Genomic DNA, 21,984 nt, shown 5'->3' with positions numbered 1-21,984 from the left:
GAATAGTCATGTTATATTCGGGTAAGGCTGGGGAAATTGTTTCCCAAAGGAGGACGGGGCATGTCCGAACTCAACGCCAATACCCGCTTTGCGCTCACAAATGCCGGTCATGTGGTCAATCAGCTCCTCGATCATTTTGTCGAGCATGCCGACGTGCATCGGCAGGGCAGCACGGCCAAGCTGGTGCTGAGCTTCGGTCAGGCTGATGTGCAATGGGATGATGAAACGGTTAGCGTCGACGTCAAAAGCGAGGACGAAACCGGTCTTGCCTATATGAAATATTCCATCGCCGAGCATGTGCTGGAATTTCTCGACAAGGGCAGCGCCAAACCGAAAATCATCTGGGAAGGTGATGGGGCCGCCGGGTTGCCGCTGCCTTACTTCCGCGAGATGCAGGTCGTTGCAGTATCGAACGTAACGCCGCATATGCGTCGTATTCGTCTGAAGGGCGACAACCTGTTCCGCTTCTCGCAGTTGGGTCTTCATATCCGCCTGCTGTTTCCGCCGGAAGGTCTTGCCAAACCGCAATGGCCCACAACCGGCGAAGATGGCCGTCCTGTCTGGCCGGATGGCGAAGCCAAGCTTGCCACACGTGTCTATACGATCCGCAACATCGATAGCGTAGCCGGCTGGGTGGATATCGATATGGTCGTCCATGGCGATGATTGCGACGCGCCGGGTTCCGGCTGGGCTGTCAGCGCCAAGCCGGGCGATATTGTCGGGATGACGGGGCCGGGCGGTGGCGATGCGGGCGATGCGAAGTGGTATCTGCTTGCGGGTGACGAAACCGCGCTACCTGCCATCGGGCGCATTCTGGAGCGTCTGCCGGAAGGGACCAAGGCGGTCGTGCGCGTCGAGATCGGCAGTGCTTCGGAAGAGCAGGAACTTGTCTCTCGTGCCGATGTCGATCTGCAGTGGCTGAACCGTGACGGTGCGGAAGCCGGAACGACGACATTGTTGCAGGATGCGGTCCGCGCAGTCGAACTACCGGAAGACGAGGAAGACATTTACGTCTGGGCCGGTTGCGAGTTCAACGCATTCCGGTCGATCCGCACCTATATGCGCAAGGAACGTAATGTTGCGAAGGATCGCCAGCTTATTGTCGCCTATTGGCGGCGCGGGCAGGATGGCGACACACCGCGCAAGGCATCCGACGATTGATGCAATGAAAAAGGGGACCGGCAGGTCCCCTTTGTTTTTTGCATGTCTTTATCCCCCAAACCGATTACCACTTTTGGGAGACAAGTTTTTGCATTACCTGCGGAAGCCTTCGCTGGCCTGCATCAGGTTCTTCGTATAGTCGGCATGGATATTGCCGCTAACAAGATCGTCTGCCTGCAGCTGTTCCACGACCTCTCCATTACGCATGACAGCAAGCCGGTCGCACATATGGGTCACAACGCCAAGATCGTGGCTGACCATGACGAAGGTCAGGTTGCGGTCACGCCGAACCTGCTCCAGCAGATTCAGCACTTCCGCCTGAACCGATGCATCGAGCGCCGAGGTCGGCTCATCGAGCAGCAATATGCTGGGCTCAACGATCAGGGCGCGGGCAATGGCAATACGCTGGCGCTGGCCGCCTGAAAGCTGGTGCGGATAGCGAAAGCGGAAGCCGGAACCGAGGCCGACTTCATCGAGCGCCTTCACGATGCGCTGTTCGGTGTCGCCGACGCCGTGGATGGCAAGCGGTTCCAGCAGCAGCCGGTCCACCGTTTGCCGGGGATGCAGCGAGCCGTAAGGGTCCTGAAACACCATCTGGACATTGCGATAGAATGCCTTGTCGCGCGGCGTCTTCAGCAATTGCCCGTCTATGCGGATTTCGCCGTCTTCAACGGGTGCCAGTCCTGCAACGGCACGTAGCAGGGTCGACTTGCCGGAACCGGATTCACCCACGAGGCCGTAGGATTCGCCGCGCGCTACGTCGATGCTCACCGATTTCAGCGCATGGAAATGGTCGAAATAGACGTCGATATTGTCGACGCTCAGTGCAGATGCCGTGCTCATAGTTTCCCCTGTCATAGCTTCCAAGCCTCCTCGCGCTGCAAGGTTGGCAGGGGATGGCGATCGGCTCCGATTTTCGGCATGCAGTTCAGCAATCCTTGCGTATAGGGATGTTTCGCATTGGCGAGGTCCTTCGCCGCAATTTCCTCCACGATCTTGCCCGCATACATGACGATAACGCGGTCGCAGAATGAAGAAACGAGGCGCAGGTCGTGGCTGACGAAGATCAGCCCCATGCCGCGTTCGGCAACCAGCTTGTCCAGAATGCCGAGCACTTCAAGCTGAACCGTCACGTCGAGGGCCGAAGTTGGTTCGTCGGCGATCAGCATTTCCGGCTCGGCGACCAGCATCATGGCGATCATGACGCGCTGGCCCATACCGCCCGAAACTTCGTGCGGATAAAGGCTCATGACGCGTTCAGCATCGCGAATCTGCACGGCTTCGAGCATGGCGATTGAGCGCTTGCGGATTTCATCGCTGCTGAATTTGCCATGGGCCTTCAGCGTTTCGGCGATCTGCTTGCCGATGGTCATGACAGGGTTGAGCGAATATTTCGGGTCCTGCAACACCATGGCTATGCGGCCACCGCGCAAGGCGCGGCGTTCACGGGCCGACGCGTTTAGAAGGTCGATGCCATCGAACTCGAGTTTTCTGGCGGTGATCTTCGCATGGAGCGGGGTAAGCCCCATGATGGCGCGGCCGGTCTGGGATTTGCCAGAACCGGATTCGCCAACAATACCGAGACGCTCGCGGCCAAGCTCGAAGCTGACACCGCGCACGGCCTCGATTGCGCCTGTGCGCGTCGGGAAGGTGACGCGCAGGTCTTCAACAGTGAGAAGAGGCTTCATTGATTGTTACCCCGCGGATCGAGCGCATCGCGCAGGCCATCGCCCAGAAGATTGAAGCCAAGGCTGACGATCAGGATCGCAATACCCGGCATGGCTGCAACCCACCACTGGTCGAGAATGAAGCGGCGACCGGAAGCGATCATCGCGCCCCATTCAGGCAATGGCGGCTGAGCGCCGAGGCCGAGGAAGCCGAGGCCCGCTGCCGTCAGGATGATGCCTGCCATGTCGAGCGTCACACGCACGATCAGCGAAGATGTGCAGAGCGGCATGATGTGGCGCACGACGATACGGATCGGCGAAGCGCCCATCAGGCGAACAGCGGAGATATAATCCGAGTTGCGCACCGTGAGCGTTTCCGCGCGCGCAATACGCGCATAGGGTGGCCATGAGGTGATCGCGATGGCGATGATGGCATTTTCGATGCCGGGTCCGAGAGCAGCAACGAAGGCCAGCGCGAGAATGAGCTTCGGGAAGGCAAGGAAGATATCGGTGATGCGCATCAGTACGGCATCGACCCAGCCGCCGGCATAACCGGCGACAGTACCAACCAGAAGGCCGATAGGCGCGGCGATGATGGCGACCAGCAACACCACATAGAGAGTGAGGCGGGAGCCATAGATCAGACGCGAAAGAATATCGCGGCCCTGATCGTCGGTGCCGAGCAGATAGCCGGGTGTTCCCGGCGGCAGCAGGCGGGCATTGGCCAGATCGCCGATAACCGGCGAATGCGGCGCCAGCACATCGGCCAGCGCTGCAACGACGAGCAATCCGATGATGATCAGGAGGCCGAGAACCGCCAGCTTGTTGGCGGTGAAACGCCGCCAGACCATATAGGCCCGGCCGAGACGGGCTTGCGTGCGTGATTGTGGCCGCTCGGTAAGCAGCCATTCACGCCATGAGAGGTTGGAAGTATCTGTCATTTGGCTCATCGTACGCGCGTCCTTGGATCGAGAACCCGATAGAGAAGATCGGACACGAGGTTGAGCGCGATAAAGACCGACCCGATAACGATAGTGCCACCGAGAACGGCATTCATATCAGCGTTTTGGAGGGAATTGGTGATATAGAGTCCGAGGCCGGGCCAGGAGAAGATGGTTTCGGTCAGAACCGAACCTTCCAGAAGTCCGGCATAGGAAAGCGCAATCACTGTCACGAGCGGGACGGCGGCATTGCGCAGCGCATGGCCCCAGATGATGCGGGTTTCCGAAATACCCTTGGCACGAGCAGCAACGATATATTCCTGTTCCAGCTCGTTGAGCATGAAGGAACGGGTCATGCGGCTGATATAGGCCAAGGAGAAATAGCCGAGCAAAGCCGACGGCAGGATAAGGTGGGAGACGATATCCTTGAGAGCTGGCCAGTCGCGCTGGATGATCGCGTCGATCAGGTAGAAACCGGTGATCGGCGTGAACGTGTATTCGAATGTGATGTCGATACGTCCGGGACCCGAGGTCCAGCCGAGCCGCGCATAGAAGATCAGAAGTGCCAGCATACCGAGCCAGAAGATCGGCACCGAATAGCCAACGAGGCCGATCACGCGCACAATCTGGTCGACGAGGCTACCACGCTTCACGGCGGCGAGAACGCCGAGCGGAATGCCGAACAAAGCGCCGATGATGGTGCCGACGGTAGCGAGTTCCATGGTCGCGGGGAAAACGCGGCGAATGTCGGTCATGACCGGATTGGTCGTCAGTACCGAAGTGCCAAAATCGCCCTGTAGCACACCCTTAACGTAAAGATAGAACTGCTGGTAATAGGGCAGGTTAAAGCCCATTTCTTCCCGCACGCGCGCCACGACATGCGCAGGAGCGCGGTCGCCGACGATGGCAAGCACAGGGTCGATCGGCACCACACGGCCGATAAAGAATGTGACGGCCAGAAGGCCCAGATAGGTCGTGACGACGATGACCAGAAAACTGGCTAACGACGCGGCAAGGACCGTTGAACGCCGTGGCGCTCGCCTTACCTTTTTGGTGGTTCCAGTGTTGCTCAATGTTTTGACCGCTTCCGACAATGAGAGCATTTCAGAACAGGTTCTGGTCTGAAGCCTCAGTCATCTTTGCTTGAAAAGCCCTAGAACGGTTTCGATGAGCCGTTCCATTTCCTGTTGTGACGCATTTCCGGGAGCGAAACCGGTTCGCTGGAAATGCTCTGGAGCGGCTTTCCGTTTTGATTCAGAAAACCGCTCCATCCTTTTGTTTTTAAGCCGATTCAGCGCATGAAAAGCTTTCATGCGCTGAGGCGCAGCCAACTATTCCTTGCTGATGGGCGCCAGGAAATTGGAGTCGAATGTCGGGCCGAGCTTGTAGCCCTTCACGTTGCCGGCGATACCTGCAACTTCAACCTGCTGGAACAGCATGACGAACGGGCTCTGGTCGAGAGCTTCCTGCTGAAGCTTCTTGTACTGTTCAGCACGCTTGTCGTTATCGCGTTCCAGAAGAGCTGCCTGCGTCTGCTTGGTCAGCTCAGGAATGTCCCAGGCGTTGCGCCATGCAAGCGTTTTGGTCGATGCGTCGTCGCTGTTATCCGGGTTGCTGGTGAAAGCTTCGGCATTGGAATTCGGATCCCAATAGTCCATGCCCCACTGGCCAATATACATGTCGTGGTTACGGGCACGATACTTGGTCAGTGTCTGCTTGCCGTCGCCGGGGATGATTTCGATCTTCACGCCAGCCTGAGCAGCGGTCTGCTGGAAGGATTCGGCAATGCCGGTGACCGGTTGGCCGTTACGGACGTCGAACGTGACCGATAGACCATCCTTCAGGCCTGCCTTGGCGAGCAGTTCCTTCGCCTTGGCTACGTCGAGCTTGTAGGGTGCAGCATCGAGAGAACCAAGAACGCCCTTTGCCTGATAGGTCTGACGGATTTCACCGATGCCCTTGATGAGGGTTGAACCGATTGCATCATAATCGACCAGATATTTGAACGCTTCGCGAACTTCCGGCTTGGCCAGGTTTTCGTTCTTCTGGTTGAGGCTGATGTAATAGACCGTGCCCTTGGCAGCGCTGGCGGTCGTCAGCTTGTCGTTCTTCAGAACGGCTTCATAGTCGCCCGGTTCCAGATTGCGCGCCACATCGACGTCGCCGGATTCAAGCATCAGGCGCTGCGTCGCGCTTTCCTTGACGTGACGATAGAAAACGCGCTTGAGCTTTGCCTTTTCGCCGTAGAAATTGTCGTTGCGTTCCAGAATGACGACTTCATTGGCGCGCCATTCGCGGATCGTGAACGGGCCCGAGCCTGCCGACTTGGTCTTCAGCCATGCGTTGGCATAGTCGGTGTCGTATTTGTAATCGTCGGTCGGCGTGACCTTTGCGGCATGCTCTTCGAGGAGCTTCTTGTCGACGATTGCGGCCACGGTCGCGGTCAGGCAGTTCAGCACGAAGCTTGGTGCATATGGCTTGTCGACGGTGAAGACGAAGGTAGTATCGTCTACGGCTTTCGCCTTTTCGTTGACGTTATCCTTGGTCAGGCCGAACTGGGTCAGGATGAAAGCCGGGCTCTTGTCGAGACGCACAGCGCGTTCGAAAGAATAAGCCACGTCGGCAGACGTTATCGGGTTGCCGGAGGCGAACTTGATGTCCTTCTTCAGCTTGAACGTATAGGTGAGACCATCGTCAGAAACGGTCCAGCTTTCAGCGACGCCCGGTATGACTTTCGACGTGTCGTTGATATCGAGGCGAACGAGCATGTCATAAGCGTTGCCGATGAATTCGGCCGGGCTCAGTTCGAAGGATTCTGCCGGGTCCAGCGTGATCGTGTCATCGATGGCCCATGCCTGAACCAGTGTGTCGGCTGGCGTGGCCGACCAGGCTGGATTTGCGGCCAGTACCGCGGCAAGTGCTGCACCCGCAGCCAGAATACGAAAACGTCCGAAATGCATCATGTTGAGAGTCCCCTTCCTATGATTTTGTTTGGGATTTTGTCTTTGTTTTTTCGCGCATCTTATTCCGAAAACCATTTCACACTTTTCGGGATGCGCACCAGATCAGGCCGCTTCGTGCCAAGCCTGTTTCAGAACCCGTACCCAATTGTCCTGGCAAAGTTTTGCTAGCTCTTGTTCACTATAGCCCGCTTTTCGCAGTGCATCGACAAGGTTTTGCGTGCCTGCGGCATCGCCAATTTCGGCTGGAATTGTTGCGCCGTCATAGTCCGAACCGAGCGCTACGCAGTCGATGCCCATGCGTTCAACCATGTAATCCACGTGGCGAACTACATCGGACAGCGGCGTGTTGGCGTCTTCCTTACCGTCCGCGCGCAGCATCGTCGTGGCGTAGTTCAGTCCGGCAAGACCCTTGCTCTCGCGGATCGCATCAAGCTGACGGTCGGTCAGGTTGCGGGCGACAGGAGTGAGGGCGTGTGCGTTGGAATGGCTGGCGACCAGCGGCTGATCGCTCAGTTTGGCCACATCCCAGAAACCTTTTTCGGTGATATGCGCCAGGTCGATCAGAATGCCCTTGGTGTTGCACGCTTTGACCAGGCGCTTGCCTGCATCGGTCAAGCCCGGGCCAGTATCGGGGCTCATCGGATAGGCGAATGGAACACCGTGAGCGAAAACGTTGTTGCGGCTCCAGACCGGTCCGAGCGAACGCAAGCCGGCAGCATAAAAGACCTCAAGAGCAGCCAGATCGGCATCGATGGCTTCGCAGCCTTCCATGTGCAGCACGGCGGCGAATGTGTCGCTGTTCAGCGTTTCGTCGAGTTCACGACCGTTGCGGCAGAGCTTCCAGCCCCCGGCAGCTTCCAGCTTCAACGCGATGGCTGCGATTTCGAGAGCGATGTCGAGGGAGGGGCTACGTTCCAGCGGCACTGAAAGCGGCGTTTCGTAGTGGCCATTGGCATCAGGCTTGCCCAGTTCGATATGCTCGCCCGAAGGTATGTAGATGGCGCATATGCCACCGGCGAGACCGCCCTTGCGCGAACGGGGCAGATCGATATGGCCGATATCCGTCCCGTCGATAAATTCCTTGATCGGGTCTTGGCCCTTGCGGGCATTTTCCCAAAGCCGCAGAAGGACATCGTTGTGTCCGTCAAAAACGCGCTGCATTCTTTCATTCCTGACTGCATGGTCTGCGACAGCAGAGCCACATATCCAAGTGTTCAGGCGCGAGGAAACAACACGGCAAGGTAAGATAACCTCCCGATATGGTGGTTGAGCTTTTCGCTCTTATTGTTCCCCGCACTTCCACTACCAATTTATAATCGGTTAGTGCCTGTCGGAGTCAAGCCATCGAATGACGTAGTCAGACTGCGAAATGAAGATAAATTTATGCAAAACGAAAGGGCTGCGCTATGAAACGCAGCCCTTTGTGCAAATGCAGAATTGCTTGATGCAAAAACAGAATGAAGTTTCGCATCGGATCGCGAGGCCTAGAACTTGTAGTTCAGACCGGCCTTGATCGAATGGTTCTTCAGATTGTTGCGCTGTTCCACGCCGTTGACACGGGACTTCACATCGTTAAAGCGCTGGAAGTCATATTCGGCCTTTACGGAAAGCGGGCCGCTCAGGGCCTGTTCAACACCAGCGCCAACCAGTGCGCCACCTTCCCAGCCCGGAGCCGAGGTGGTGTTGTCCTTGGCCTTGAAGCGGGTCACGCCGTAGCCAGCCGTGCCGTAAACGAGCGTCTTGTCGAAAGCATAGCCGACCTTGCCCTTGGCATTGCCGTTCCATGACTGCTGAAGGCTGCCGCCATTGCCGATGCGATGTTCGGCTTCGGCGAAGTTTCCTTCGAGTTCTCCGCCAAACACGACATTGCCGCTCTGCATGTTTTTGCCCACGACAACGCCGCCAAGAGCACCAGTGCGGTTGGTGAAAGGACCGGGAACCCTGGACGAAGAAGCGCCAACCTGTGCGCCGATATAGTTGCCGGACCAGTCATGCGGGCCTGCGGCGACAGGATCATTATAGGAATAGTCGGTTGCTCCCATCATGTCGGCAGCGAAAGCCGAACCTGCAAAAGCAACGATTGCGGCGCCAAGCGCCACTGCGGTGATAGAACGCTTCAACATTTTTTACTCCGATTTTCCCGTCTGGAAACGTTGGCGGGAAACATGCCTGAATTCATTATACCCATCGAAAGGCCGTGCCTTCGAACTGGCTCTCGTCTCACCTCTGATTGTGTCCAAATTTAAGAAAATTCGAGCGATTTCCATGCAATGCGCAACCATTCTTCGCGCTATGCTTAACAATCGGTAACTGCTGGATGCGGAAATTTTTGTTAGATCAATCCCAGTCCACGGAAGCTGGCATGGCCGTGCTTTCCGACGATGACATGATCATGCACCGTGATGTTGAGTGCTTTGGCAGCGTTGACGAGCTGCTTGGTCATATCGATGTCGGCGCGCGATGGTGTGGGATCACCGGAAGGATGGTTGTGGACCAGAATAATGGCGGTGGCGGAGAGTTCCAGAGCCCGTTTGACCACTTCGCGCGGATAGACCGGCGTGTGGTCCACCGTGCCCGTCTGCTGGACTTCGTCGGCAATCAGTTTGTTCTTCTTGTCGAGAAACAGGATGCGGAACTGCTCGCGGGTCTCGTAAGCCATGGCCGCGGTGCAATATTCGATCACCTTGTTCCAAGAGCCGAGTACTTCGCGCTCCATGACAGTGCTGCGCGCACTTCGCTTGGCGACAGCCTCTACAAGCTTGAGTTCATGCGCCACAGTAGGACCGGCGCCGGGAACTTCGGCAATCAGCTTTTCGGGGGCGGCCAGTACTTCGGCAATCGAGCCGAACCGCATCAGCAGAGCTTTGGCAAGCGGCTTGGTGTCGGCGCGGCGAATGGCGCGAAACAACAACATTTCGAGCAGTTCATAGTCCGCCAGCGCATCGGGAGTATCCCGAAAGCGCTGTTTGAGACGATCACGATGCCCGGCATAATGCGGTTTGTCGATCTTCGGCGTAAGTTGAAGTGTATCACTGAAACCGGGCAACTCAATGTTACCCGGCTCATTCTTGCTCTTTGCCATCCTGTTTAAACCCCCGCAAAAACAGACCAGACAATTACCGAGAACTATATCTCTTCGTTGTTATCTCATGGAAGATGGGCCGAAGACATTGGCCGGAGAGAGTGTAAATATCTCGCAGCCATCCTTCGTAACACCCACCGTATGTTCATATTGTGCCGTCAGCGAACGGTCTCTGGTAACCGCGGTCCAGCCGTCGGCGAGAACCTTCACGTGCGGCTTGCCGAGATTGATCATCGGCTCGATCGTGAAGATCATGCCTTCCTTGATCTCAACACCTTCATTCGGCGTGCCGTAATGGAGGATATTCGGCGCATCATGGAACAGCTGTCCCACGCCGTGACCACAGAAATCGCGCACAACGGAACAGCGCTCGCCTTCGGCAAAAGTCTGAATTGCGGCGCCGATAGCGCCGGTTTTCACGCCAGGCTTTACGGCGGCAATCCCACGCAGAAGGCTTTCATAGGTGACTTCAAGCAACCGCTCAGCGGCGCGCTTGATTTCGCCTACCGCATACATGCGGCTTGAATCGCCGTGCCAGCCATCAAGGAGATAAGTCACGTCGATATTGACGATATCACCCTCGCGCAGTGGCTTCTCGTTCGGAATGCCATGGCAGACGACGTGATTGATCGACGTGCAGGTTGATTTCGTGTAGCCGCGATAGTTCAACGTTGCCGGAAACGCGCCGTGATCCATGCCGAACTCGAACACGAAGCGATCGATTTCATTGGTGGTCACGCCCGGCTTGACGATATCGTTGAGGGCATCGAGACAGCGTGCCGTCAGGTTGCAGACCGTGCGCATACCCTCGAAAGCCTCGGGGCCATAGAGCCTGATCTGGCCCGTATATTTCATGGGTGCGCTTGTTGCTTCGATATAGGTTACCATCACTCGATCCGTCTTAATCTACTCAATTGGCACCAGCTTACTGGCATCAATGCTTTTGTCCGTTATGTGGCACCGAACGGCCCAAGCCTCAACCCCGTTTGCACGCGCACGTTCAAAAGCGCGTGCGTAAGTGGGGTCGAGATCACCCGAAATGCTGAATCTGCTGCAATCGTTTCGCTGGATAATAAACAGCATCACGCCCCGATGACCAGCGGCAACAACGTCGACGAGTTCATCAAGATGTTTTGCGCCTCGCGCCGTCACCGTATCGGGGAATTCCGCCAATCCGAGCGTGCGAATAAAGTGTACATTCTTGACCTCGACATAGGCTCGCTGGCGCGGGCCGTCATCCAATAAAAGGTCGATGCGCGAGTTGCGGCCATATTTCTGTTCACGCTTGAGGCTGGCATATCCTGCGAGGTCAGGAATGAGACCGTTGAGGATTGCTTCTTCGGCGATCCTGTTCGGCAAGCCGGTGTTCACGCCGACCAGTGTGTTATCCGCTTCGACAATCTGCAGCGTATGGGCATATTTCCGGTGAGGGGCATCCGAAACACTCAGCCAGACGCGAGAACCTGGAGCGGTCAATCCGAGCATGGAGCCGGTATTGGGCACGGAAGCAGTGATGAAACGCCCATCGTCAAGTGTGACGTCGGCCAGAAATCTTTTGTAGCGGCGTTCCAGCCTGCCGGTAACCAAAGGTGTTTGAAAAATCATGTGCCGATTTAGAGTAGTTCGGCGCGTGCGCGAAAGGCTTTTCTGATTACGTTGCGAAATTAGTCAGTGAACGAGAGCAGTTGGCCTAGAACAGCGCCTTAACGACGTCGGCCCAGCTCATATCCGCACCGAGAACCATTGCGGCTGCAACGAGGCCGGCCCCGAGAAAGGTGAGGGTGGTTCTTGTTTCGCTTGTCATTATTCTTCCCCATCAAATCACTTGTTCGAAGTTGGGAAGAATTTCGCGGGAGAATTTGCCCGGATTGTGATGCGATAATGGCTATTCCGGGCAATTTGCGGGCTTTTTACAGATAGGGTAAACGCCGCCCCGCTTGTGTTACTGTTTTACCCAATTGAAGACGAGTTCCTCGCGGAAAGCGAAGCGGACGACGTGACTTGCCACGACCTCTTCGAGGCGGGCGAGGTTTTCTTCCGAGGTTTCAACCGTTGTGGTCAGTTTTTCCGCATCGGCATCGAGAATCACGAGACGATTCTCGCCGAGATCGATGGTGCCGTGTTCCGGCGTGAATTCGACTGCGAATTTGTGCGCCCAATGTTTGCAGAGCTGCTGAAGGTAGCGGCTGGCATGGGCGGTGGGAACGATTGCTGTTGCTTTCGACATTATGCTGTCCTTTCGAAAAGGTTGCAGCCCGGCGCGTAACAGCATCCTGGCAATTCAGCCAGTAATATTTGCGTCAATTCTAAAGGAAAAGAAAAACCAGCAATGGTACGCCCAAGGGGAATCGAACCCCTGTCTGCGCCGTGAAAGGGCGCTGTCCTAACCGCTAGACGATGGGCGCCTGCTGGTGTGGGGCGCTTATAGTCAGGAAATTTCTGACATGCAAGCCCCTTTTTTCACCTGTCTGTGAATAAGTTCAGGCAGCACGAAACGGCGCCAATCAAGCGCTAATGGATTGAATTATAAGGGAAAAGAAAAACCAGCAATGGTACGCCCAAGGGGAATCGAACCCCTGTCTGCGCCGTGAAAGGGCGCTGTCCTAACCGCTAGACGATGGGCGCCTGCTGGTGTGAGTGGGCTTATATTCAGGAAGGTTCTGACTCGCAAGCCCCAAAAAACACTTTTCTGAAAAAAATCGAATGTACTGCAAAAATGGGGGAAACTTCGGCGGGTGGATTCCTTATTTCCTTGAATATAAAGACAAAAGAAAAAGCCGGATCATATGATCCGGCTTCCGTGTATCCTTGGGACGCCTCTTTTTTAGCCCTTGCAGCGCCAGTTCCAGTCGCGTTCCGGCCCAACGTCGACGTGAACCGAAGTCGTGTGGCAATAGGTGCCGACGCCGCCACGTCCCGACATGGACCGGGCGAAGCGAGCGACTTCCCACTTGGAAACGCCGTCGATCTGAATATCTGCGGCTGCACAGATCATATGGAGCGATTTGCGGGCACCATTGACTTTCCGGTTATAGGACGGGCTGCGATAGCCCGAAGTTACCATTACCGGACGGCGGAAATGCCGCTCCATGGTTTTCAGCATGGATACGAGTTGCGGCTTGAGACAGGCAACATCGACGGTCTGTCTTTGTACTTTCAGGCCATTGGGCGCAAGGCGGGCAAGACCCGGAGCCGAAGCAAGTGTTACGCTCGCAAATTCATCATCTTCGTTCGCGTCAATATCGCTATCGTCATAAAGACTGTTGCGATGCTTGATTTCAACGCCGCCATTGGGGCGCACGCCCGGCAGCGAATAATTGTATTCATGCTTCGCAGATGGCGAAACCGGTTTGGCGACAGCAAGCTTCTTGTTTTCGGTTCTGTCTGAGCGTTTTCCGGTCGATTCGTCCGAGAAAAGTCGGGATATGCTGCCTTGCGAAGCCGTTGGGCGCTGCGGCGAGGCGTAAGCGCTCTTCGTGGAGCCGAACAATGAAGCGACCTGAACGGGCTTTTCAGCTTCGGCAGGTTTTGCCGCTGCGGTTTGCTGTGTTTCTGCAGCTTCGGCAGGCTTTTCGTCCTTTGCCGGTTCCTGCTGCTTTTTCGTGGTTTCGGCTGGAGCGGCTGCCGCAGGTTGTTCTGCGGCTTGCGCAGGTTCAGGTTCAGCGGGCTTGTTGCCACCGAACATGCCGAAAAGCGATGAACTCTTCGGCTGCTGCGGGGCGAGGGCTGCTACCTGTGCGGGCTGTTGTTCCGTGGCCGTTGCAGTCTCGACCGGTTTTGCCTGCTCTTTATTATTGGTGTTTGTCGCTTCAGCCACTGTGGCGGGTTTAGTTTCGCCCGGCTTGGCTTCGGCCTTTTTCTCTTCTGTCGACGGAGTTGCAGCCGTCGCTTCTGCGGCAGCTGTCTGATCGGCGGCACTTTGCAATGTGTCCGCAATCATGGAGCCACCGGTTGCAGAGGTCATCTGGAGCGGTTTGCCGTCAAGGCCTGTACCGGTTGACGTGCAGGACGCGACAAGAAGCGCAAGCAAAGCCACGCTGCCTGAAAGAAACCTGCCGGTGGTCCGGTGTGTAGAATGCGCAAATTTCAACAGTCTGCTCCAGCTCGATTTCCCTGACCAGTTTGGCGACCCGAATCCATTCGGGCCTACCTGGTTTCGGGAGATCGGCTCTCCCGTGCGAGGCTGACATCATCCCTGATGGCTATCGTCCCCACAGCTCCCGACTGTTCGTGCCGGGAAAGAAATTCAGAAATATCAGCGTGTTATGATGGTCACTTCAGAGTTATGACTGTCATTTCGCTGTATTGGACAAATCACCTGATTGGCAATTGGTTACCAATTTTTAAGTTTTTTAATCGCCGAGCGCAACTATTGATGCACATTTAGAGTTAAAAGACTTCGCAGTCCGTGCGGAATATTCGACAATAACGAAATATTACTTTATGTAACCATTGGTTACATTCGCCGTTCCTATCCGTCGCGCACGATAGTCTGCGAGCCCTGATCCGGCTTCACGGCAAGGCGAATTTCCGATTTACATCACTCACTTGTTGACAGGGTGCCTCGACTTGGTGCTATCCCTTCGCAATTGCTTTATCTTTGTCTGGTGTTGTGGCCAACGGCACCTTATGCGGCATTAACCGGGAACAGAAACATGACCAATCGCACGCGGCAGATCGCCAATCTTTTGCTGGCAGCAACGGCGGCGGCGATGCTCACGGCATGCGCGGGCGGAAAAGAGTTTCAGGGTACGCCGCAGGAAGGTGCTTCGCGCACCGGTGTTTTCCCCACATTCGGCCATATGCCGAAGGCTGCGACCACGCAGATCACCGCAGAAGAAAAGCAGCAGCTTACAACCAAGCTTGATGCCGACCGCACGCGTCTGGCGGCATCCAGAGGCACTGGCGCCGGCTTCACGCCCGCCGAGGCTGCGAGCTTGCGTCAGCAGGCGCAGCAGGAAACGGACGCTACCCTGAAACAGATCGAAAGCGGGGAAGAGTAAATCCTCTTCCTTGGTTTTTTGGCGCGCATCTTATCCGAAAACCGTTTCACACTTTTCGGGATGTGCTCTAAAGACGAAATCCGCGTTCTTTGACGCGGCAACACGTCTCGACCCGATTCGAGAACAGGTGTATAGCTCCATTGCGGCGCATACGCGCCATTACGTTCAACCCTCCACTGGAACAGGATCATGTCGGAAGAATTCCATAAAGTCCGTCGTCTGCCCCCTTATGTCTTTGAACAGGTCAATCGTCTGAAGGCATCGGCGCGAGCGGCGGGTGCCGACATCATCGATCTGGGCATGGGCAACCCCGATCTGCCGACCCCGCAGAACATTGTCGACAAGCTGTGTGAGGCCGTGCAGGATCCGCGCGCGCATCGTTACTCCTCATCCAAGGGGATTCCGGGGCTGCGTCGCGCGCAGGCACAATATTATGCGCGCCGCTTCGGTGTGAAGCTCAATCCCGATACGCAGGTCGTTGCCACGCTCGGTTCCAAGGAAGGTTTCGCCAATATGGCGCAGGCCATCACCGCGCCGGGCGATGTGGTTTTGTGCCCGGACCCGACCTATCCGATTCACTCCTTCGGCTTCATCATGTCGGGCGGGGTGATCCGTTCAGTTCAGGCCAAGCCGGATGATACCTTCATTCCGACACTTGAGCGCGGCGTGAAGCACTCGATCCCGAAGCCGATCGCATTGATCCTGAATTTCCCGTCCAACCCGACGGCCTATGTAGCAACGCTTGATTTCTACAAGGATGTCGTCGCATTTGCGCGCAAGCATGACATCGTCATCCTGTCGGATCTAGCCTATTCGGAAATCTACTTCGATGGCAATCCGCCACCGTCGGTGCTGGAAGTGCCGGGCGCCATGGATGTGGCGGTGGAGTTCACCTCCATGTCGAAGACGTTTTCCATGCCGGGCTGGCGCATGGGGTTTGCGGTTGGCAATGAGCGCCTGATCGCGGCTCTTACCCGCGTGAAGTCCTATCTCGACTATGGTGCGTTCACACCAATCCAGGTTGCCGCGACGGCAGCGTTGAATGGTGACGGTTCGGACATCGCCTATGTGCGCAATGTCTATAAACAGCGCCGCGATGTGCTGGTCGAAAGCTTCGGTCGGGCGGGCTGGGATGTTCCGCCGCCAGCGGCAACCATGTTCGCCTGGGTTCCGATCCCTGAACGCTTCCGTCCACTGGGTTCGCTCGAATTTTCCAAGCTTCTGGTCGAGCAGGCCGATGTGGCCGTTGCGCCGGGCATCGGTTTTGGCGAACACGGCGACGATTATGTGCGTATCGCGCTGGTCGAGAACGAACATCGCATTCGTCAGGCCGCGCGCAACATCAAGCGGTTCCTCTCCACCAAGGATGAGAACCTGCAGAATGTGATACCGCTCGAAGGTCGTCGCGGATAATATTTCAAAAGGCTACGGGCGGCATCATGCAGCCCGTGGCATCTCACCCGATAAGCCACTCCATACAGAAGGTCGATATAATGAGTGATGCATTACGGATCGGCGTTGCCGGGCTCGGCACCGTTGGTGCTTCGGTGTTGCGTATCCTGCGTGACAAGTCCGAAATGCTCACGCGCCAATGCGGCAAGCCCGTAACGGTTACGGCGGTCAGTGCCCGCGACCGCACGCGGGACCGCGGTATCGATCTTTCCGGTATTGCCTGGTTCGACGATCCGGTGGAACTGGCCAAATCTGCCGATATCGACGTTTTCGTCGAGCTGATCGGCGGTGAGGACGGCCCGGCCAAGGCTTCCGTGGAAGCAGCTCTGCGCGCCGGTCGCCATGTCGTCACCGCAAACAAGGCCCTGCTTGCGCGCCATGGCGTTGCGCTTGCCAAGATCGCCGAAGACAAGGGCGTTCTGCTCAATTTTGAAGCGGCTGTTGCGGGTGGCATTCCGGTCATCAAGGCGATGCGTGAATCGCTGACCGGCAATACGGTTTCGCGCGTCTATGGCATCATGAACGGCACTTGCAACTATATCCTGACCCGGATGTGGGAAGAGGGTATTTCGTTTGAAGACTGTCTCAAGGACGCGCAGCGCCTCGGTTATGCTGAAGCTGATCCGACGTTCGACATCGAAGGTAATGATACGGCGCACAAGCTGGCGCTCCTGACCAGCCTTGCCTTTGGTACGCAGATCGCTGCCGACGATATCTATCTGGAAGGCATCAGCAATATCTCGCTGGCCGATATTCGCGCCGCTGATGAACTCGGCTATCGCATCAAGCTTCTGGGCGTCGCGCAGAAGACCGATACGGGCATTGAACAGCGCGTGCACCCGACCATGGTGCCGACCTCGTCGGTCATCGCGCAGGTTCATGGCGTCACCAACGCCGTGGCAATCGAAACCGATCTTCTGGGCGAGCTTTTGCTTTCCGGTCCCGGTGCAGGTGGCAATGCGACGGCTTCCGCCGTGATCGGCGATGTTGCGGATATCGCCAAGAGCCGTCCGGGTTTCCAGCACGGTCCTGTGTTCGGTACGCCTGCCAAGGCATTGCAGCCTTACAAACGGGCCAAGATGCGCAAGCATGCAGGCGGTTACTTCATCCGTCTGACCGTCCTTGACCGCATTGGCGCTTTTGCGGCCATTGCCAAGCGCATGGCTGAAAACGATATTTCGCTGGAATCGATCGTCCAGCGTCCACCAATGGATGGCGCAGCCAACGAAGGCATCAAGACGGTCATCCTCGTCACGCATGAGACGACTGAAGCAGCCGTCAAGAAAGCGCTGGAAGCAATCCTCAAGGACGATCATCTGGTCGATAAACCGCAGATGATCCGCATCGAACGCGCCGGGTGAGAACCGGCGTGCCTGCCTCTCTTGCAGGTTGGATTCACCTTTGTTATGAAAGCCGGGTCGGATTTGATCCGGCTTTATTCGTTTCAAGAGACAAAACAGGAAAAGGAGGGCTGTATGATGTATGTGACGCGTCATGATTATCACCGTCAGCACGGCCCCGATTTTGCCCTGCATAAGTAACTTGTGCAGGGCGGAAAAAGACTGAAATCACTGTCTTGTTCTGCCTTTTCCTGAAGGCGCGGTCGTTGAACCGCTGCCGGACATTCGCCAGCACATCTATTCGTGTCACGGTTTGGAAACCGGACATTCGTGCGTGGCAGAATTGGGCTGATTGCCATGTCTCTTGTTTCTATCCAGAATCTTTCCCTGACCCTTCATGAACCTCTGTTTGCCAATCTCGATCTCGTCATAGGCGAGGGCGAGCGGCTTGGCATCGTCGCTGCCAACGGGCGCGGCAAGACCAGTCTTCTGCGTCTCCTTGTCGGGGAGGGCGATCCGACACTTGGCACCATCACGCGGTCGCGCGGGTTGAAGATCGGCTATGTCAGCCAGTATGTGCCCGAAAACCTGTTGAACCGCAGTTTCTATGAGGTCGTGCTGGATGGGCTTGACGAAGAAGAGCGCGATTATGAAAGCTGGCGCGCCGATATCGTGCTGGATGACCTCAACGTCACCGAAGAACTGCGGCAGCGCTCCATCGGGCAGTTGAGCGGCGGCTGGCAGCGGCTTGCACTTCTGGCGCGCGCTTGGGTTTCCGAACCTGATGTTCTTCTTCTCGACGAACCGACCAACCATCTGGACCTTGAAAAAGTGAGGTTGCTGGAAGACTGGCTGAATGCGCTGCCGCGTTCGGTTGCGGTGGTGGTCAGCAGTCACGATCGCGCATTTCTGGATGCGGTTACGAAGCGAACGCTGTTTCTGCGGGCGGAAAAATCACCGGTTTTCGCCTTGCCATATAGTCAGGCGCGTGTTGCGCTCGATGAAATCGACGCGGCCGATGCCCGGCAATTTGAAAAGGACATGAAAACAGTCCAGCAGTTGCGCAAGCAGGCGGCGAAGCTCAACAATATTGGCATCAATTCGGGTAGTGATCTGCTTGTGATCAAGACCAAGCAGTTGAAAGCGCGGGCCGACAAGATCGAGGAAAGCGCCAAGGCGGGGCATGTGGAGCGCTCAGCCGGCAAGATCATACTGAGCAGTCGAGGCAGCCACGCCAAGGCACTGGTTGTTCTCGATCAGGTCGAAATTGCCACGCCCGATAGGCGACTTCTCTTCAAGACAGGACAGCTTTGGATCAATCCCGGTGACCGAATTGTTCTGCTGGGGGCCAATGGCATGGGCAAGACCCGGTTGCTGACGCTCGTGCGCGAGGCCATCCTTGCGCCGGATCAGGCACAAGCCGGTATCAAGGCAACGCCGTCACTGGTGCTTGGATATAGCGATCAGGCCCTGTCGGAACTTCGCTCGAACTGGACGCCATTCGAGACGATTGCAAGAAGGTTCGATATTGGCGACCAGCGGACGCGATCCTTGCTGGCCGGGGCGGGCATGACGCTTGAAATGCAGGCCAAGCCGCTTGAACGCTTGTCTGGCGGGCAGAAGGCGCGACTTGCCATGCTGGTTCTGCGACTGACCAATCCGAACTTCTATATTCTTGATGAACCAACCAATCATCTCGATATCGAAGGTCAGGAAGCGCTGGAGGTGGAACTGCTGCGCAACGAGGCGGCGAGCCTGATCGTCTCGCATGACCGCAGTTTTGTTCGCAATGTCGGCAACCGTTTCTGGATGATCGAAAGAAAAAAGCTGGTCGAAGTGGAAACTCCGGAGTTTTTCTTTGATGGAATCGGAAGCTGATTGCCCGCAACATCTTTTGGTTGTTTAACAATTTCTGCAACTTCTGGCCGGGTGTGAGCGTTCACATCCGGCCCGGACATGAAACGAAGCGTGTATAGCTTAAATCGATTAAGAGTTTGAGCGTACATTGTTTTTAGCTCTATCGCCCTTGCGGGGGGCGGGGGACTTTGACAAAAGGTTTGCACAGTGTCGCTATAAGAGGCGGCAATCGCGGGCTTCATGCGCCGCGTCCACGCAATTCGAATTCAGGACTTTGTTCAAATGGCCAAGACCGCAGAGCAGCACCCCCACGGACTGGATCGCATTCTCACACTCGAACTGGTCCGCGTGGCCGAGCGTGCAGCGGTCGCCGCGGCGAGGCTGCGTGGCCGTGGCGACGAAATGGCTGCTGATCAGGCCGCCGTCGATGCCATGCGTCAGGAATTGAACCGTCTTCCGATCGCCGGAACGGTTGTTATCGGTGAAGGCGAGCGTGACGAAGCGCCGATGCTCTATATCGGCGAAGAAGTTGGCACCAAGCAGGGACCGGACGTCGATATCGCGCTTGATCCGCTGGAAGGCACCACGATTTGCGCCAAGAATCTGCCGAACTCGCTTGCTGTCATCGCGATCGCCGAGAAGGGCAATCTGCTTTATGCGCCTGATGTCTACATGGAAAAGATCGCCGTTGGTCCGGGCTACTCGAAGGGCGTCGTGGACCTTGATGCCAGCCCGACGGATAACATCATGTCGGTCGCCAAGGCGAAGGGCGTGAAGCCGAATGAAATCACCGCCTGCATCATGGATCGTCCGCGCCATGCCCGTTTGATCGAGGAAGTGCGGGCGACCGGCGCTGCCATCCGCCTCATCGGCGACGGTGACGTGGCCGGTGTGATGCATACGACCAACCCGGACGAAACCGGTATCGACATCTATATCGGTATTGGCGGCGCGCCTGAAGGCGTTCTGGCTGCGGCAGCGTTGCGCTGCATTGGTGGCCAGATGCAGGGTCGTCTGCAGCTCAATACCGATGAAAAGATTGCTCGTGCCGCGAAGATGGGCATTGCGGACCCGAAGAAGGTCTATTCGCTGGAAGAAATGGCCAAGGGCGACGTTCTTTTTGCCGCTACCGGCGTGACGGATGGCAACATGCTCTCCGGTGTGAAGTTTGCCCGCGACTATATCCAGACGCACACTATCGTCATGCGTTCAAGCTCGCAGACGGTGCGTGAAATCAAGGCAAGGCATCAGGATCTGTCCAAGTTCTAGGGGATTGCGCGAGAACGGTTCAGCCTAAATCTTGGCAGGATTGAGCGTAGAATAGTCAAAGGCGGCATTGCAAAAATGCCGCCTTTGTCATGTTCTCGTTATCTCAGGTTTTGGGCATAGACTGCAATGCTTTCAGAACCAGCTTTGTGATATCCGCGTGGATGTCCGCACGCGGACGGCGGGCATCGTCACTGCAAATGGGGTCTACCTCACCCGCAGATTTGAGCCGGTCTGCAGCGCCTTTCTTGCATTCGGGCAGAAAGCTGAAATGGGTTGCGCCAGCGACAGTGACATAAGTTCCCTGCGGTGTGATCGATGCCAGCTTATCGGCAACCACTCCCGTAGGGATTGTCTCAACTTCTCCAAGATTGATGAAGCTCATGGGAATTGAAATCGATGCAAGGCTTTGTGCATCGTAAGCTTGCGCGAGGCCGGGGTCGATCATTATGGCTGACGCGATGCGGCGGTCGAGATTGGATTGCTCGAAGCGGCTCTTGTCCACTGAGCGCAGATCGACTTTATCGACTTTTATCTGCTTATCATCTCGGTAGCCGATGCCGCCAGCATACCATGCGCAGTCCCACTTGCCGTAGGTGTCGCAATAACGGGCATAAGCTTCGAGATTGGCTCTTGCCCCCGCAATTTCCATTGCTGCGGCGCCGCCGAGCGAGAAGCCGAGAACGCTAATCTTGTTTTTGTCGATTATTCCGCTCCATGCGGGATCTGTAGTCATCGTATCGATTACTGCTGACAGGTCGCCTGTGCGTTGCCAGATTTTCGGCGTGTCTTGTGGGGTGGAATCACCGCTGGTCGTGCCGGGGTGATTGGGGGCCGCGACGATAATGCCTGCCTTGACTAGTTCGGTTGCAAGCCAGGCCATACCCTGAGCGCGGCCGCCGGAGCCATGCGACATGACAAGCAGTGGGAAGCTACCCTTTTCCGGTGTGGCGTCGATTACAGCCGGAGCGCCTTTGAAAATTATATTGTCCCCGATAAGGGTAGCTTTGCCATCGATTGCGGCTGGGTACCATACACTGACTTCAAGATTGCGGCCCGGTTCAGCGCCGCTGATTTTGATTTCTCGCTGGCCGACATCATGGGCCTGGCTGGGTACGGCGATAAAAAGGGTGAGAAGGGCGCTGACGATATGAAAACGAAACATGGTTATCTCCCGTGGTTGACAGAACACGGAAAACGTCACCTGTTTTCGCGAGAGTTGCGTCCTTAATCATGATTCAGGTCGTTTCTA

General features: G+C 56.4%; 19 protein-coding genes and 2 tRNA genes. 6 read left to right on the top strand and 15 right to left on the bottom strand.

Annotation, left to right across the window (positions count from 1 at the left end):
• The first annotated feature begins 60 nt into the window (after positions 1-60).
• The gene (locus LJ361_RS16905; RefSeq protein ID WP_010659862.1) at positions 61-1,161 is read left to right on the top strand and encodes a siderophore-interacting protein; all 1,101 of its coding nucleotides are present in this window, start codon (positions 61-63) and stop codon (positions 1,159-1,161) included.
• 93 nt (positions 1,162-1,254) lie between these two features.
• On the opposite strand, the gene LJ361_RS16900 is transcribed toward LJ361_RS16905, so the two are convergent.
• The 14 genes from LJ361_RS16900 to LJ361_RS16835 all read right to left on the bottom strand — a co-directional run bounded on the left by LJ361_RS16900 (position 1,255) and on the right by LJ361_RS16835 (position 13,904).
• Positions 1,255-2,004: an ABC transporter ATP-binding protein gene (locus LJ361_RS16900; RefSeq protein WP_029928879.1), complete on the bottom strand. Its 750-nt coding sequence runs from the start codon at positions 2,002-2,004 to the stop codon at positions 1,255-1,257.
• 11 nt (positions 2,005-2,015) lie between these two features.
• Positions 2,016-2,849, bottom strand: a complete 834-nt coding sequence (locus LJ361_RS16895) for an ABC transporter ATP-binding protein (protein ID WP_010659864.1) — start codon at positions 2,847-2,849, stop codon at positions 2,016-2,018.
• Positions 2,846-3,778 carry an ABC transporter permease gene (locus tag LJ361_RS16890; RefSeq protein ID WP_010659865.1) on the bottom strand — a complete coding sequence of 311 codons (933 nt, stop codon included), beginning with the start codon at positions 3,776-3,778 and terminating at the stop codon, positions 2,846-2,848. Before LJ361_RS16890 ends, LJ361_RS16895 begins: the two co-directional genes overlap by 4 nt.
• Positions 3,775-4,872, bottom strand: coding sequence for an ABC transporter permease (locus LJ361_RS16885; RefSeq protein WP_373418737.1), 1,098 nt, complete (start codon positions 4,870-4,872; stop codon positions 3,775-3,777). Before LJ361_RS16885 ends, LJ361_RS16890 begins: the two co-directional genes overlap by 4 nt.
• A gap of 228 nt (positions 4,873-5,100) precedes the next feature.
• Entirely contained in the window at positions 5,101-6,732 is a 1,632-nt protein-coding gene (locus tag LJ361_RS16880; protein ID WP_010659867.1) for an ABC transporter substrate-binding protein, read from the bottom strand.
• Between the two features lie 102 nt (positions 6,733-6,834).
• Positions 6,835-7,893 (bottom strand): dipeptidase, encoded by a 1,059-nt coding sequence (locus LJ361_RS16875; protein ID WP_029928876.1) that lies wholly within the window; start codon positions 7,891-7,893, stop codon positions 6,835-6,837.
• Positions 7,894-8,216: 323 nt separating this feature from the next.
• The gene (locus LJ361_RS16870) at positions 8,217-8,855 is read right to left on the bottom strand and encodes an outer membrane protein (RefSeq protein WP_010659869.1); all 639 of its coding nucleotides are present in this window, start codon (positions 8,853-8,855) and stop codon (positions 8,217-8,219) included.
• 209 nt (positions 8,856-9,064) lie between these two features.
• A complete protein-coding gene (radC, locus tag LJ361_RS16865; protein WP_010659870.1) occupies positions 9,065-9,814 on the bottom strand; it encodes a RadC family protein in 750 nt (249 codons plus the stop codon).
• Positions 9,815-9,874: 60 nt separating this feature from the next.
• Positions 9,875-10,702 carry a type I methionyl aminopeptidase gene (map, locus tag LJ361_RS16860; RefSeq protein WP_010659871.1) on the bottom strand — a complete coding sequence of 276 codons (828 nt, stop codon included), beginning with the start codon at positions 10,700-10,702 and terminating at the stop codon, positions 9,875-9,877.
• A gap of 18 nt (positions 10,703-10,720) precedes the next feature.
• Positions 10,721-11,419: a DNA/RNA nuclease SfsA gene (gene sfsA / locus LJ361_RS16855; protein ID WP_010659872.1), complete on the bottom strand. Its 699-nt coding sequence runs from the start codon at positions 11,417-11,419 to the stop codon at positions 10,721-10,723.
• Between the two features lie 337 nt (positions 11,420-11,756).
• Positions 11,757-12,041: a DUF2218 domain-containing protein gene (locus LJ361_RS16850; RefSeq protein ID WP_010659874.1), complete on the bottom strand. Its 285-nt coding sequence runs from the start codon at positions 12,039-12,041 to the stop codon at positions 11,757-11,759.
• Between the two features lie 103 nt (positions 12,042-12,144).
• A tRNA-Glu gene (locus LJ361_RS16845) sits at positions 12,145-12,219 on the bottom strand.
• Between the two features lie 145 nt (positions 12,220-12,364).
• A tRNA-Glu gene (locus LJ361_RS16840) sits at positions 12,365-12,439 on the bottom strand.
• 199 nt (positions 12,440-12,638) lie between these two features.
• Positions 12,639-13,904 carry a YcbK family protein gene (locus LJ361_RS16835; RefSeq protein ID WP_010659875.1) on the bottom strand — a complete coding sequence of 422 codons (1,266 nt, stop codon included), beginning with the start codon at positions 13,902-13,904 and terminating at the stop codon, positions 12,639-12,641.
• 565 nt (positions 13,905-14,469) lie between these two features.
• Here LJ361_RS16835 and LJ361_RS16830 point away from each other — a divergent pair.
• From LJ361_RS16830 to glpX, 5 genes are all read left to right on the top strand, one after another.
• The gene (locus LJ361_RS16830; RefSeq protein ID WP_010659876.1) at positions 14,470-14,817 is read left to right on the top strand and encodes a hypothetical protein; all 348 of its coding nucleotides are present in this window, start codon (positions 14,470-14,472) and stop codon (positions 14,815-14,817) included.
• Between the two features lie 189 nt (positions 14,818-15,006).
• Positions 15,007-16,230: an LL-diaminopimelate aminotransferase gene (locus LJ361_RS16825; protein ID WP_010659877.1), complete on the top strand. Its 1,224-nt coding sequence runs from the start codon at positions 15,007-15,009 to the stop codon at positions 16,228-16,230.
• 80 nt (positions 16,231-16,310) lie between these two features.
• Positions 16,311-17,630: a homoserine dehydrogenase gene (locus tag LJ361_RS16820; protein WP_010659878.1), complete on the top strand. Its 1,320-nt coding sequence runs from the start codon at positions 16,311-16,313 to the stop codon at positions 17,628-17,630.
• Positions 17,631-17,966: 336 nt separating this feature from the next.
• Positions 17,967-19,487, top strand: a complete 1,521-nt coding sequence (locus tag LJ361_RS16815; protein WP_010659879.1) for an ABC-F family ATP-binding cassette domain-containing protein — start codon at positions 17,967-17,969, stop codon at positions 19,485-19,487.
• A gap of 261 nt (positions 19,488-19,748) precedes the next feature.
• Positions 19,749-20,735 (top strand): class II fructose-bisphosphatase, encoded by a 987-nt coding sequence (gene glpX, locus LJ361_RS16810; protein ID WP_010659880.1) that lies wholly within the window; start codon positions 19,749-19,751, stop codon positions 20,733-20,735.
• Between the two features lie 103 nt (positions 20,736-20,838).
• Here glpX and LJ361_RS16805 read toward each other — a convergent pair whose 3' ends face one another.
• Entirely contained in the window at positions 20,839-21,897 is a 1,059-nt protein-coding gene (locus LJ361_RS16805) for an alpha/beta hydrolase family protein (protein WP_010659881.1), read from the bottom strand.
• Between the last annotated feature and the right edge of the window lie 87 nt (positions 21,898-21,984).

The sequence above is a fragment of the Brucella sp. JSBI001 genome (assembly GCF_026014005.1).
GTDB lineage: Bacteria > Pseudomonadota > Alphaproteobacteria > Rhizobiales > Rhizobiaceae > Brucella > Brucella anthropi.
This window is presented reverse-complemented; position numbering and strand designations above follow the sequence as displayed.